The organism is Streptomyces sp. BK239 (assembly GCF_004217285.1).
Classification (GTDB): Bacteria; Actinomycetota; Actinomycetes; order Streptomycetales; family Streptomycetaceae; genus Streptomyces.
Window position 1 is genome coordinate 59,485 of record NZ_SHKS01000009.1, and the last position, 12,027, is coordinate 71,511.

Annotated in this window: 12 protein-coding genes; 7 read left to right on the forward strand and 5 right to left on the reverse strand. The window is 71.4% G+C overall.

Annotated features, from left to right (window positions below; translation table 11 throughout):
• Positions 1–244 precede the first annotated feature (244 nt).
• From EV567_RS24325 to EV567_RS24335, 3 genes are read left to right on the forward strand one after another with little or no spacing between them, the layout of a single operon-like run.
• Positions 245–1,210 (forward strand): ABC transporter substrate-binding protein, encoded by a 966-nt coding sequence (locus EV567_RS24325; protein ID WP_130443622.1) that lies wholly within the window; start codon positions 245–247, stop codon positions 1,208–1,210.
• Between the two features lie 29 nt (positions 1,211–1,239).
• Complete coding sequence (locus EV567_RS24330) at positions 1,240–2,199, forward strand: amino acid ABC transporter permease (protein ID WP_130443624.1); 960 nt, start codon at positions 1,240–1,242, stop codon at positions 2,197–2,199.
• A complete protein-coding gene (locus EV567_RS24335) occupies positions 2,196–2,957 on the forward strand; it encodes an amino acid ABC transporter ATP-binding protein (protein ID WP_130443626.1) in 762 nt (253 codons plus the stop codon). The genes EV567_RS24330 and EV567_RS24335 overlap by 4 nt, the downstream gene beginning before the upstream one ends.
• A 63-nt stretch (positions 2,958–3,020) precedes the next feature.
• Here EV567_RS24335 and EV567_RS24340 read toward each other — a convergent pair whose 3' ends face one another.
• On the reverse strand, positions 3,021–3,779 hold the full coding sequence (locus EV567_RS24340; protein WP_130443925.1) for a trans-aconitate 2-methyltransferase: 759 nt from the start codon (positions 3,777–3,779) through the stop codon (positions 3,021–3,023).
• Between the two features lie 98 nt (positions 3,780–3,877).
• Here EV567_RS24340 and EV567_RS24345 point away from each other — a divergent pair, with 98 nt between their 5' ends.
• Complete coding sequence (locus EV567_RS24345) at positions 3,878–4,507, forward strand: ABATE domain-containing protein (RefSeq protein ID WP_130443628.1); 630 nt, start codon at positions 3,878–3,880, stop codon at positions 4,505–4,507.
• On the opposite strand, the gene sodX is transcribed toward EV567_RS24345, so the two are convergent.
• Positions 4,411–4,845, reverse strand: coding sequence for a nickel-type superoxide dismutase maturation protease (sodX, locus tag EV567_RS24350; protein ID WP_130443630.1), 435 nt, complete (start codon positions 4,843–4,845; stop codon positions 4,411–4,413). The genes EV567_RS24345 and sodX overlap by 97 nt on opposite strands.
• Before the next feature lie 144 nt (positions 4,846–4,989).
• Between sodX and sodN the strand changes: the two genes are divergently transcribed.
• Both sodN and EV567_RS24360 read left to right on the forward strand, forming a co-directional pair.
• Entirely contained in the window at positions 4,990–5,385 is a 396-nt protein-coding gene (gene sodN, locus EV567_RS24355; protein WP_130443632.1) for a superoxide dismutase, Ni, read from the forward strand.
• Between the two features lie 149 nt (positions 5,386–5,534).
• Positions 5,535–6,284, forward strand: a complete 750-nt coding sequence (locus tag EV567_RS24360; RefSeq protein WP_130443634.1) for a VOC family protein — start codon at positions 5,535–5,537, stop codon at positions 6,282–6,284.
• Between the two features lie 369 nt (positions 6,285–6,653).
• On the opposite strand, the gene EV567_RS24370 is transcribed toward EV567_RS24360, so the two are convergent.
• Positions 6,654–7,799 carry a family 2 encapsulin nanocompartment cargo protein polyprenyl transferase gene (locus tag EV567_RS24370; RefSeq protein ID WP_130443638.1) on the reverse strand — a complete coding sequence of 382 codons (1,146 nt, stop codon included), beginning with the start codon at positions 7,797–7,799 and terminating at the stop codon, positions 6,654–6,656.
• Positions 7,800–7,902: 103 nt separating this feature from the next.
• A complete protein-coding gene (locus tag EV567_RS24375; RefSeq protein ID WP_130443640.1) occupies positions 7,903–9,309 on the reverse strand; it encodes a family 2B encapsulin nanocompartment shell protein in 1,407 nt (468 codons plus the stop codon).
• A gap of 156 nt (positions 9,310–9,465) precedes the next feature.
• Between EV567_RS24375 and EV567_RS24380 the strand changes: the two genes are divergently transcribed.
• On the forward strand, positions 9,466–10,395 hold the full coding sequence (locus tag EV567_RS24380; protein WP_130443642.1) for a 1-aminocyclopropane-1-carboxylate deaminase/D-cysteine desulfhydrase: 930 nt from the start codon (positions 9,466–9,468) through the stop codon (positions 10,393–10,395).
• Positions 10,396–10,397: 2 nt separating this feature from the next.
• On the opposite strand, the gene EV567_RS24385 is transcribed toward EV567_RS24380, so the two are convergent.
• On the reverse strand, positions 10,398–11,996 hold the full coding sequence (locus tag EV567_RS24385) for a Na+/H+ antiporter (protein WP_130443644.1): 1,599 nt from the start codon (positions 11,994–11,996) through the stop codon (positions 10,398–10,400).
• Between the last annotated feature and the right edge of the window lie 31 nt (positions 11,997–12,027).

Here is a 12,027-nt window from a genome sequence, read left to right on the forward strand (position 1 = left end):
ATGAACCGAAGATCTTTCGGCCGGAGGAATAGATTCCAGGAGAAGGTGCGGCCCAGCGCGGCCGTGATGTACCGGACTGATGCGGTTCGGGGGTCGCCCGTTATCCGATTTTGACATGGCTGCCCCCTCGAATGGCGTAGTCCGAATGGCAAGATGCGGTAATCACACGAGGTCGCGACACCCGAAGGTGTGTGTTCTCGTCGACCCATCGGCATCTCCATTCCATCCGCCGGAGGCACTCACCATGTCCGCACGTTCCATCCGCCCTACCACCGCCGCGCGCACCCGGCTAGCCGCGGTCGGTTCCCTCGCGGTCGCGGGCGCCCTGCTGCTCACCGCCTGCGGTGACCAGACCGCCGGCGGCGGCAGCGGCGACGTAGACGCTTCGGGCAAGGCCAGCACGGCGCCCCTCTTCGCCAAGCTGCCGAAGAAGATCCAGGACGCGGGCGTCATCAAGGTCGGCACCAACGCCGAGTACGCGCCGATGGAGTACGTCGAGGGCGGCAAGATCGTGGGCGTCGACCCCGACATCGCCGCCGCGCTCAGCAAGCAGCTCGGTGTCGAGTTCAAGTTCACCTCGGGCTCCTTCGACGGTCTCATCACCGCGGTCAACACCGGCCGCTACGACATCGCCATGTCGTCGATCACCGACAACAAGCAGCGCCAGGAAGGCCTGGACGACAAGGGCAAGAAGCTGGGCGAGGGCGTCGACTTCGTCGACTACTTCACCGCCGGCACCGCCGTCTACGTCAAGAAGGGCAACCCGAAGGGCATCAAGTCCATCGAGGACCTCTGCGGCCAGACGGCGGCCGTGCAGCGGGGCACCACCTACGAGGAGGCCCTGAAGACGCAGTCCAAGAAGTGCACGGACGGCGGCAAGAAGGCCATCACGATCGAGTCGTTCGAGAACGACACCGAGGCCCAGACCCGGGTGAAGTCGGGCGGCGCCGTGGCCGGCGTCAACGACTACCCGGTCGCCGTGGACATGGCCCGCAAGGCCGACGGCGGCAACGCCTTCGAGGTCGTCGGCGAGCAGTACGACGCCGGCCCCTTCGGCATCGTCGTCGACAAGCAGAACACCCAGCTGCGCGACGCCCTCAAGGAGGCCGTCGACGGGATCATCAAGGACGGTTCGTACCAGAAGGTGCTGGAAAAGTGGGGCGCCCAGAGCGGCGCGATCAAGGCCGCCCAGATCAACGGCGGCAAGTAAGACCCCAGCACCACTGAAGGGCAGTCCCCATGACTGACAAGCTCGACAAGTCCGGCGCGGGCGCACCGCCGGCCGACCAGCCTCCGGTGACGAAGGACTCGGCGTTCGCCGGCCCGCCGGAGGCCATCAAGGCCGTACCCGTGCGCCACTACGGCCGCTGGGTCAGCGCCGTCGTCGTTCTCGCACTCCTCGCACTGCTGGTCAACGCCTTCGCGCACGGCGACATCCGCTGGCAGTCGGTGTCCGACAAGCTGTTCGACTCGACCGTGATCGCGGGCGCCGGCCGGACGCTGCTGATCAGCCTCCTGTCCATGGTGCTCGGCGTGGTGCTGGGCGTGCTGCTGGCCGTGATGCGGCTGTCGAAGAACCCGGTCACCAACAGCGTGGCCTGGCTGTACATCTGGTTCTTCCGCGGCACCCCGGTCTACGTCCAGTTGCTGATGTGGTTCAACCTGGCGCTGATCTTCCCGATCCTGAACCTCGGTCCGATCTACAAGGACGAGATGACGGACGTCATGACGCCGTTCATGTGCGCCCTGCTGGGCCTCGGCCTGAACGAGGCCGCGTACATGGCCGAGATCTGCCGCGCCGGCCTGCTGGCCGTCGACGAGGGGCAGACGGAGGCGGCTCACGCGCTCGGCATGAGCCACGGCAAGACGCTGCGCCGGATCGTGATCCCGCAGGCCATGCGGGTGATCGTGCCGCCGACCGGCAACGAGTTCATCAACATGCTGAAGACCTCGGCGCTGGTGTACGCGGTGACCTACAACGAACTGCTGCGCTCGACCTCGGTGATCGGTTCCCAGTCGTACGCCGTGATGGAGATGCTCTTCGTCGCGTCGATCTGGTACCTGGTCATGACCAGCGTGTTCAGCGTCTTCCAGTACTACCTGGAGCGCTACTACGCGCGGGGTTCCAGCCGGAGCCTGCCGCCGACGGTCTTCCAGAAGATCAAGGCGAACCTGTTCGGATCGAGGAGCGTGGCATGACCGCGATGGTGAAGGCCGAGGGCGTCCACAAGTCCTTCGGCGCGGTCGAGGTCCTCAAGGGCATCGACCTGGAGGTCCAGTCCGGCGAGGTGTTCTGCCTGATCGGCCCGTCCGGTTCCGGCAAGTCGACCTTCCTGAGGTGCATCAACCACCTGGAGAAGATCAACGCCGGCCGTCTGTACGTCGACGGGAACCTGGTCGGCTACCGGCAGAAGGGCGACAAGCTCCACGAGCTCAAGGACAGCGAGGTCGCGCTGCAGCGCCGGGACATCGGCATGGTGTTCCAGCGGTTCAACCTCTTCCCGCACATGACGGCGGTGGAGAACGTGATGGAGGCGCCGGTCCAGGTCAAGGGCACGAGCAGGGCCCAGGCCAAGGAGCGCGCGACGCAGCTCCTGGACCGGGTGGGTCTGGCCGACAAGGCCGGGAACTACCCCTCGCAGCTCTCCGGCGGCCAGCAGCAGCGGGTGGCCATCGCCCGCGCGCTGGCGATGGACCCGAAGCTGATGCTGTTCGACGAGCCGACGTCGGCCCTCGACCCGGAGTTGGTCGGTGACGTCCTCGACGTCATGCGCGACCTCGCCGAGTCCGGGATGACGATGGTCGTCGTCACCCACGAGATGGGCTTCGCCCGCGAGGTCGGCGACAGCCTGGTGTTCATGGACGGCGGCGTGGTCGTCGAGTCCGGCAACCCTCGCGACGTCCTGACGGACCCGCAGCACGAGCGGACGAAGGCGTTCCTGTCCAAGGTGCTGTGACCCGACCCGGGTGAGGGGGCGGTACGAGATCCTTCGTACCGCCCCCTTCGCGTGTGCGGGGTCCTACTTGAGGGCGAGCAGCAGGGTGTCCGACGGCGAGCACCACACCGGCCGGGCCTCGGCGAAGCCCTTCTCGCGCAGTACGCGCGCGTGCCAGGCGGCGGAGGGCATGTCGCCGTCGGCGTGCTCGCCGTAGATCTCGAAGCGGCGGGCGGTGGGTCCGGCGAGGACGGGGTCGGCGGCGGCGAGCTGCCACCACTGGGCCCAGTCGACGGCGCCGGTCTCCTTGGCCCGGTCCATGTGGGCGTGCCGCAGCGCCCGTTCGGCGGCGTTGATCCGGGGCGTGGTGTCGTCGATCATGTGGTCCGCGTTCATGAAGACGCCGCCGTCGCGGACGAGTCCCGCGATCCGGCCGTAGAGGTCCGCGAGGGGTTCGCTGTGCAGCCAGTGCAGGGCCGTGGCGGTCAGCACGGCGTCGTAGGAGTCGTACGGCAGCTTCGCCGTCCAGTGCGGGTCCTTGAGGTCGGCGGTGACGAGGCGGACGCGGTCGTCGCCGGCGAAGGTGCCCTCGGCGATGGTGAGCAGGGCCGGGTCGAGGTCGACGCCGGTGCTGGTGGCGTCGGGGAAGCGGGCGAGCAGCCGGGCGGTGACGGTGCCGGTGCCGCAGGCGAGGTCCAGGACGCGCGGGGCGGTGCCGACGAGCGCCTCCACCATGTCGAGCATGATGCGGAAGCGGTCCTCCCGGTCCGGCATGTACCACTCCTGCTGCCGGTCCCAGCTCTGCTGCCAGCGCTGCCAGTCGGTCCCGGTGTCCATGCCCATGAGAGCCCCCTCGTCGGTCGACACGTAATACCCTGAAAGCACGATCAGTCGTTACCTGACCGCACCACGACCATAGAGCCCTCCCGTAAGGACTACAAGTGGAACTGGCCCATTACTCGGACTACGCCGTCCGTCTCGTCAACAGCGAGGCGCCGGCGCAGGGCAAGGACTCGCTGACGTCGGTCCAGTCCGTCCGGGATCTGTTCGGCGCCAACGGGTCGGCGGCCCGCCGGGCCACCGACGCGGACGTGACCCGCTTCCGCGCCGTACGGGGACGGCTGCGCGCGGTGTTCGAGGCGGCCGACGCCGGCGACGAGACCCTCGCGGTCGACCTGCTCAACTCACTGCTGCTGGAGTTCCCGGTCAGCCCCCAGATCTCCGGCCACGACACCCGGGACGAGGACGACCGCCCGCTGTGGCACATGCACCTCGCCGACCACCCCTCCAACGCGACCGCCGGCTACGCCGCCATCGCCGCGATGGGCCTGGCCTTCCACCTGACCGAGTACGGCGTCGACCGGCTCGGCCTGTGCGAGGCCGCGCCCTGCCGCAACGCCTACCTCGACACCTCGACCAACCGCTCCCGCCGCTACTGCTCCGACCGCTGCGCCACCCGCGCCAACGTGGCCGCCTACCGCGCCCGCAAGCGCCTGGAGGCCGACCGGTCGGCCGGCACCGGCCTGGCGGCGGAGAGCGCCCAGCGCACCAGCGCCAGCGGCGAGCGCTGATCCGGCCCGAGCGGCCGGTAGCGGAACCGCACCCTGCCCAGGATCAGCTCGTCGGGCACGGCGCCGTAATCGGTGCTGTCGCCGCCGGCGTAGGCGTTGTCCCCGAGCACCCACCACCCGCCCGCGCGGCGCTCGACGGCCCGCTTGACGACCAGCAGGTCCTGCTGGAAGGGATGCCTCAGCACGACGACGTCACCGGCCCTCACCCTGGCCCCGTACCGCACCAGCAGCTGGTCGCCGTGGCGGAGCGTGGGCACCATCGACGGGCCGGTCACCTCCGCCAGCCCGAAGGGCGCGGCCGCCCTCGTTCGCTCGGTCTCACGCGACAGCTCCGGCATCCCGGCACCTCCCCTGGTTGTTCCCCCACCAGTCTCGGTCCCGCCTCCTACTTTTGTCCCAAGCCCTAGGGGGCACTCGCGAAAAGCTGTCCGGCGAGGAGTAATGTCCCACCTGAGAAGACGATCACGAGGAAGGAACGCTCCATGCTTTCCCGCCTGTTTGCCCCCAAGGTGAAGGTCAGCGCCCACTGCGACCTGCCCTGCGGCGTGTACGACCCGGCCCAGGCCCGCATCGAGGCGGAGTCGGTGAAGGCCGTGCAGGAGAAGATGGCCGCCAACGACGACCCGCACTTCCAGACGCGTGCCACCGTCATCAAGGAGCAGCGCGCCGAGCTCGCGAAGCACCACGTCTCCGTGCTGTGGAGCGACTACTTCAAGCCCCCGCACTTCGAGAAGTACCCCCAGCTGCACGAGCTGGTCAACGAGACCCTGAAGGCCCTGTCGGCCGCCAAGGGTTCCACGGACCCGAAGACCGGTGAGAAGGCCCTGGAGCTGATCGCCGAGATCGACCGCATCTTCTGGGAGACCAAGAAGGCCTGATCTCCGATCATGCCGTTCGACCTGCGTCCGACCGCTGTCGTCGCAGAGTCTTCATGACCGCACCCGGTCCGCGGGGCGCCGATCCGGCGTCCGTCGCGGTCCGGGTGCGGTCTTGTGGGGCCGCTCGCGTGCCGATCTACGATCGGCGGATGAGTTCACTCGCTCCTGCCGCCCTCGTCCGCTGGACGTACGCCTTCGTCGACCGGCCCGCCGGGGGTTTCGAGCGGGCGTGTGCCTTCTGGGCCGCCGTCACGGACACGCGGGTGTCCTCGCCGCGCGGCGAGGACGGCGAGTTCGTCACGTTGCTTCCGGCGGGCGCCGACGCGTGCGTGAAGGCGCAGGGCGTCACCGGCGGTGACGGCGGGGCGCATCTCGACTTCTGCGCCGAGGACGTGCCCGCGTTCGTGGAAGCGGCGTGCGCGTCGGGCGCGGAGAGCGTCGCGGCGCACGACGGGTGGTCCGTACTGCGGTCGCCCGCCGGACAGTTGTTCTGCGCGGTGCCCTGGCACGGGGAGTCCGCGCGGCCGCCCGTGGCGGCCGGCAGCCGGCTGGACCAGGTCTGCGTCGACGTCCCGCCGTCCGCCTACGACACCGAAGTCGCCTTCTGGAGCGGCCTCCTGGCCGGCCAGGGCTGGACGTCCCGGCCGGGCTCGCTGCCCGGGTTCCACGTGGTCGCCCCGCCCGCGGGGCTGCCGATCAGGATCCTGCTCCAGCGGCTCGGCGAGGAGCGGGGCGTGTCCGCGCACCTCGACCTGGCGTGCGGCGGCGGGATCGACGCCGTGCGCGCCCGTCACGAGGCGCTCGGCGCGACCCTCGTCGCCGTCCACCCGCACTGGACGGTGCTGCGCGACCCGGCGGGCGGGCTGTACTGCCTGACCGCCCGCGACCCGCAGGTGTGAGGGCCCCCGTGCGCGACGGTCGCCGGGCCCCGCGTGAACGCGAGCCCGGCGGTGGTCGGACGTGACGGATATCGGGTCAGGTCGTGGGGGCCGTTGGAGTGTCGGCCGGGTCCGGTTCGGAGGTGGGGTGGGTGTTCTCGGGGTGACCGTGAAGTTCGACGCCTCCCTCTTCGTACGACGCGCAGCCGGGGTTGTGGCACGGACCCGCTACCCATCGCGGGACCCAGGCGCCCAGCGTCTTGTGACGCCGGACGACGGTGTCTACGGCCTGCCCGCAATCGGGACAGACGTGGTTTTCCCTGTCCATGTCCTCAGAGTAGGACGGTTCCCGCCGGCGTGAGTAGGTGTCGGCGGGCACCGCTGCCGCCGTCAGGTGCTGCGCCGGGTGACGAACTCCGCCAGGGACAGCAGGCCCGTAGCGGACTCCGGTTCCGGGACCGCCCGGGCCAGCTCGGACATCGCCCGGGCCATCCGGTCGGCCGCCTGCTCCTGCGCCCACTCGCGCCCGCCGGCCCGCTCCACGGCCCGCGTGGTGCGCTCCAGGTCCGCCGGGTCGTACGGCCGCGCGTACAGCTCGGCCAGTTCCGCGGCCGCCGGGGTGCCCGAGGTGAGCGCGGCGACCACGGGCAGGGACTTCTTGCGGGCGGCCAGGTCCGCACCGGCCGGCTTGCCGGTGCGCCGGGGGTCGCCCCACAGGCCGATCACGTCGTCGATGAGCTGGAAGGCGAGCCCGGCCTGCCGGCCGAACGAGTCCAGCGCCTCGACGTCCTCCCCGGACGCCCCCGCGTACAGCGCGCCCATCGCGCAGGCGCAGCCGAGCAGCGCGCCCGTCTTCGCCTCGGCCATGACGAGCACCTCGTCGAGGGTGACCTCGGCGGGGTGCCGCTTCTCCAGCGCCGTGTCCGCCTGCTGCCCGGCGCACAGTTCGACCACGCAGGCCGCGAGCCGGGCGGCGGCCGCCGGTGACGCCGGGTGCCGGTCCTCGGCGAGCATGCCGAGGGCGAGCGCCTGAAGGGCGTCCCCGCCGAGGATCGCGTCGGCGTCGCCGAACACGGTCCAGGCGGTGGGGCGGTGCCGGCGGGTGGCGTCCCGGTCCATCACGTCGTCGTGCAGCAGCGTGAAGTTGTGGACCAGTTCCACCGCGGCGGCCGCGCGGACCGCCGCCGTACGGGCCGCCGGGCCGCCGAGCGCGGCGGCCGCGGCGAGGACCAGCGCGGGACGGATCGCCTTGCCGGCGTTGCCCGCGGCCGGGGTGCCGTCGGCGTGCTCCCAGCCGAAGTGGTAGAGCCCGATACGGCGCATCGAGCCGGGCAGCGATTCCAGCGCCGTGCGCAGGGCGGGGTCGACGACGGCGCGCGCGTCCTCCAGGATCGCCGCCGCCTCCTGCCCCTCGGCGGCGGCCGCCGGTGCGGCGCCGGGCACGCCCGGTGGGCCGCCTTCGGCACGGCTCGCGGCCGAGGAACGCCGCTGCCGTGCCCCGCCCGGATGGGGCCTGGTGTCCGTCACTTCGGTCATGAGGTCCCCCTCGCAGGGTCCGCGGACGGCGGCGGCGGTAGGGCCGACGGGCATCGCGTGCCCCCCGGACGCCCCCGCCACCGGCGCGTCAGGGCCGGCGTGGTCACCGCCAGCGGCCGATCTCGACGTTCTCCAGGACGCCCAGCGCGTCCGGCACCAGCACCGCGGCCGAGTAGTAGGCCGTGACCAGGTACTTGATGATCGCCTGTTCGTTGATGCCCATGAACCGCACGGACAGGCTGGGCTCGATCTCGTCCGGGATGCCGGACTGGCGCAGCCCGATCACGCCCTGCTCCTGCTCGCCGAGACGCAGCGCGATGATCGAGCTGGTCCGGGCCTCGGTGACCGGGATCTTGTTGCACGGGTAGATCGGCACCCCGCGCCAGGTCGGGATGCGGTTGCCGGCGATGTCGATCGTCTCGGGGACGAGCCCCCGCTTGTTCAGCTCGCGCCCGATCGCGGAGATCGTGCGCGGGTGGGCGAGGAGCATCTTCGTCCCGCGCCGCCTGCTGAGCAGCTCGTCCAGGTCGTCCGGGCTCGGCACGCCGTCGTGCGGCTGGAGCCGCTGGTCGTACTCGCAGTTGTGCAGGAGCCCGAACTCCCGGTTGTTGACGAGCTCGTGCTCCTGGCGTTCCTTGAGCGCCTCGACCGTCAGCCGCAACTGCTGCTCGGTCTGGTTCATGGGCTGGTTGTAGAGGTCGGCCACCCGCGTGTGGATGCGCAACACCGTCTGGGCGATGCTCAGTTCGTACTCGCGCGGCTGGGCGTCGTAGTCGACGAAGGTGTGCGGGATGTCGGCCTCTCCGGCGTGGCCGGCGGCGAGGTCGACGGACTTCTCGCCGTAGCGGTTGGTCTGCTGCGCGGGGATGGAGAGCAGCGAACGCAGGTGTGCGCGCAGGGAGTCGGCGCGCTCGGCGACCTGCTCGAAGTCGGCGCGGGACAGCGTCAGCACCGTGCAGGTGGTGTCGGCGCGCGCCGTGTACTCCCAGATGGACTCGCCGTCCAGGAGCGCCTGGTCGCCGAAGTAGGCGCCGTCGGCGAGGACGCCGAGGACCTGGTCGTCGCCGTAGGGGCCGGTGCCGATCTTCTCCACCCTGCCGTGCGCCAGCAGATGGACCTCGTCGGTCTGGCTGCCGAAGGAGGCGATGACCTCGCCCGGGGCGTACTCGCGCTGGCGGCAGCGCTGGGCCAGCTCGCCGAGCACCTGCTCGTCCTCGTAGGAGCGCAGCGCCGGCAGTTCGCCCAGCTCGGCGGGGATGACCTCGACGCGGTCGCCGGTCTTGACGAACGTGACCCGGCCGTCGCCGACCGCGTACGTCAGTCGCCGGTTCACCCGGTACGTGCCGCCCTGCACGTCCACCCAGGGCAGCGTCCGCAGCAGCCAGCGGGAGCTGATCTCCTGCATCTGCGGTGCGGACTTGGTCGTGGTGGCCAGGTTCCGCGCGGCCGCGGTGCCGAGGCTCTGCTGCGGCTTGCCCTGCTCGGCGCGGACCTCTTCGCCTACCGACATAAGGAATTGCCCTCCCGGTCATGCACGGACGCCGTGGTGCGCCGATGCACTGTCTCGTCGGCAAGCCTTCCATCACGCAGGGTGCTCGTGCTATTACACGAACGAGGGGGAATGGATCACCGGGGGCCTGGGAAGAGCGCTTTCCCCGTCCGAACGATGTTCGACAATGGCCTGGTGACCAGCTCCCTTCCGTTCGATCCCGCCGCGCTGCGCCCCCGGCTGCCCTCGCCCGTGCAGGAGGTGGCCGACGAGCGGTTCGCCCGGCGCGGAGTGCGGCTGCGGCTCAAGCGGGACGACCTGATCCATCCGGAGCTGATCGGCAACAAGTGGCGCAAGCTGGCGCCGAACCTGGCCGCGGCGCGGGGGCGGACGGTGGTGACGTTCGGCGGCGCGTACTCCAACCATCTGCGGGCCACGGCCGCCGCCGGCCGGCTCCTCGGCCTGCCCACGGTGGGGGTGGTGCGCGGGGACGAGCTGGCGGACCGCCCGCTGAACCCCTCCCTGGCCCGCTGCGCCGCCGACGGGATGCGGCTGCACTTCGTCGACCGGGCGGCCTACCGCCGCAAGAGCGAGCCGGACGCTCTCGCGGCCCTTCTGCGCGCCGCCGGCGCCGAGGACGCGTACGTCGTCCCCGAGGGCGGCAGCAACGCGGCGGCCGTCCGCGGCTGCCGGGCGCTGGGCGAGGAGCTGCGGGGACGCGGCGACGTCGTCGCCCTGGCCTGCGGCACCGGCGGCACCCTGGCCGGGCTGGCCGCAGGCCTCGGTCCCGGCCAGTCGGCGCTGGGCATACCCGTCCTCAAGGGGGGCTTCCTCGGCGACGAGGTCCGGGCCCTGCAGGCGGAGGCGTTCGGCGGGCCGCGCGGCCGGTGGCGGCTCGACGAGCGCTTCCACTTCGGCGGGTACGCGCGCGTGCCGGCCGCCCTCGACGCCTTCGCCGACGACTTCGAGCAACGGCACGCCCTGCCGGTCGAGCGTCTCTACGTCGCCAAGGCGCTGTGGGCCCTGACCGCCCTCGCGGAGGAGGGCGCCTTCCCGCGTGGCGCCCAGGTCACGGCGGTGGTCACGGGCTCCCCGTTCCCCGCCTGACGTCATCCCGCTTCGCGGAAAGCGGCCGCCTCCTCCAGGTCGAGCCGGCGCAGCAGCGTGCGCAGCATCTCGTCGTCGATGTGGCGGCCGTCGCGGAGGCGGACAAACACCTCGCGCTCGGCGCTGATCATCTCGCGGGACAGCCGGCGGTAGGTGTCGTCGACGGTCTCGCCGGTGACCTCGTTGACCTGGCCGAGGCGCTCCCAGACGGCGTTGCGGCGGCGCTCCAGGACCATGCGCAGACGGTCGGCGAGGGGCGGGGGGAGGGCGTTGCGCTCGTCTTCGAGGAGGGCGTCCAGGCGTTCCTCGGCGACCCGGGAGGCCTGCGCCTGCGCGTTGGCCTCGGCGAGCGTGGCGGCCCGCGGGTCGACCGCGGGGAACTTCAGCAGCCGGATCAGCGGGGGAAGGGTCAGCCCCTGCACGACCAGGGTGCCGATGACGGTGGTGAACGTCAGGAAGAGGATCAGGTTGCGGTGCGGGAAGGGCTCCGCGCCGTCGTCGATGGTGAGCGGGACGGAGAAGGCGATGGCGAGGGAGACCACGCCGCGCATGCCGGCCCAGGCGACGACGATCGGTCCCCGCCAGGTCGGGTTCTCCTCACGCGCGCGGATGCGCGCCGACACCAGCCGCGGCAGGAAGGTCGCCGGGTACACCCACAGGAAGCGGACCGCGACGACGACGATGAAGAGGGCGACGGCGTACCAGGCGGCGTCCAGGCCCTCGTACGCGCCGAGCCCCTTCAGGACGATCTGGAGCTGCAGGCCGATCAGGGCGAAGACCGCCGACTCCAGGATGAAGGCGACCATCTTCCACACCGCTTCCTCCTGGAGGCGGGTGGCGAAGTCGACCTCCCACGCGCGGTGACCGAGGTACAGGGCGACGACGACCACGGCGATGACGCCGGAGGCGTGGAACTGCTCGGCGGCGGCGTACGCGACGAACGGGATCAGCAGGGACAGCGTGTTCTGCAGCAGCGGCTCCTTCAGGTGCGTGCGCAGCCAGTGCAGCGGCGCCATCAGGATGAGCCCTACGGCGGTGCCGCCGACCGACGCGACCAGGAACTCCTCGACGCCGCCGGCCCAGGACGCGCCCGTGCCGACGACGACCGCGAGGGCCACCTTGTAGGCGGTGATCGCGGTGGCGTCGTTCAGCAGGGACTCGCCCTGGAGGATGGTGGTGATCCGCGAGGGCAGTCCGACCCTGCGGGCCACCGCGGTCGCCGCGACCGCGTCCGGCGGGGCGACCACCGCGCCCAGCACCAGCGCGGCGGTCAGCGGCAGGCCGGGGACGAGCAGGTGGGCGGCGTAGCCGACGGCGACCGTGGCGAACAGGACGTATCCGACCGAGAGCAGCGCCACCGGCCGCAGCTGCGCGCGCAGGTCCAGGTAGGAGCTGTCGGTGGCGGAGGTGTACAGCAGCGGGGGCAGCAGCAGCGGCAGGACGATGTGCGGGTCGAGGGTGTAGTCGGGGACGCCCGGCACGTACGACGCGGCCAGGCCGACCGCCACCAGGAGCAGCGGGGCGGGCACCGGGGTGCGCCGGGCCGCCCCGGCGATCGCCGCACTGCCCGCCACCAGCAACAGCAGTGGCATCACGTCCATGTCGTCCCGCCCTCGATTTTCCGCGCGGTCG

Bases quoted from the DNA above. Each gene is read 5' to 3' on its own strand.
- EV567_RS24335 (WP_130443626.1), top strand. From the start codon at position 2,196: ATGACCGCGATGGTGAAGGCCGAGGGCGTCCACAAGTCCTTCGGCGCG.
- EV567_RS24370 (WP_130443638.1), bottom strand. From the start codon at position 7,799: ATGACCGAAGTGACGGACACCAGGCCCCATCCGGGCGGGGCACGGCAG.
- EV567_RS24375 (WP_130443640.1), bottom strand. From the start codon at position 9,309: ATGTCGGTAGGCGAAGAGGTCCGCGCCGAGCAGGGCAAGCCGCAGCAG.
- sodX (WP_130443630.1), bottom strand. From the start codon at position 4,845: ATGCCGGAGCTGTCGCGTGAGACCGAGCGAACGAGGGCGGCCGCGCCC.
- EV567_RS24360 (WP_130443634.1), top strand. From the start codon at position 5,535: ATGAGTTCACTCGCTCCTGCCGCCCTCGTCCGCTGGACGTACGCCTTC.
- EV567_RS24330 (WP_130443624.1), top strand. From the start codon at position 1,240: ATGACTGACAAGCTCGACAAGTCCGGCGCGGGCGCACCGCCGGCCGAC.
- EV567_RS24385 (WP_130443644.1), bottom strand. From the start codon at position 11,996: ATGGACGTGATGCCACTGCTGTTGCTGGTGGCGGGCAGTGCGGCGATC.
- sodN (WP_130443632.1), top strand. From the start codon at position 4,990: ATGCTTTCCCGCCTGTTTGCCCCCAAGGTGAAGGTCAGCGCCCACTGC.
- EV567_RS24340 (WP_130443925.1), bottom strand. From the start codon at position 3,779: ATGGGCATGGACACCGGGACCGACTGGCAGCGCTGGCAGCAGAGCTGG.
- EV567_RS24325 (WP_130443622.1), top strand. From the start codon at position 245: ATGTCCGCACGTTCCATCCGCCCTACCACCGCCGCGCGCACCCGGCTA.
- EV567_RS24380 (WP_130443642.1), top strand. From the start codon at position 9,466: ATGTTCGACAATGGCCTGGTGACCAGCTCCCTTCCGTTCGATCCCGCC.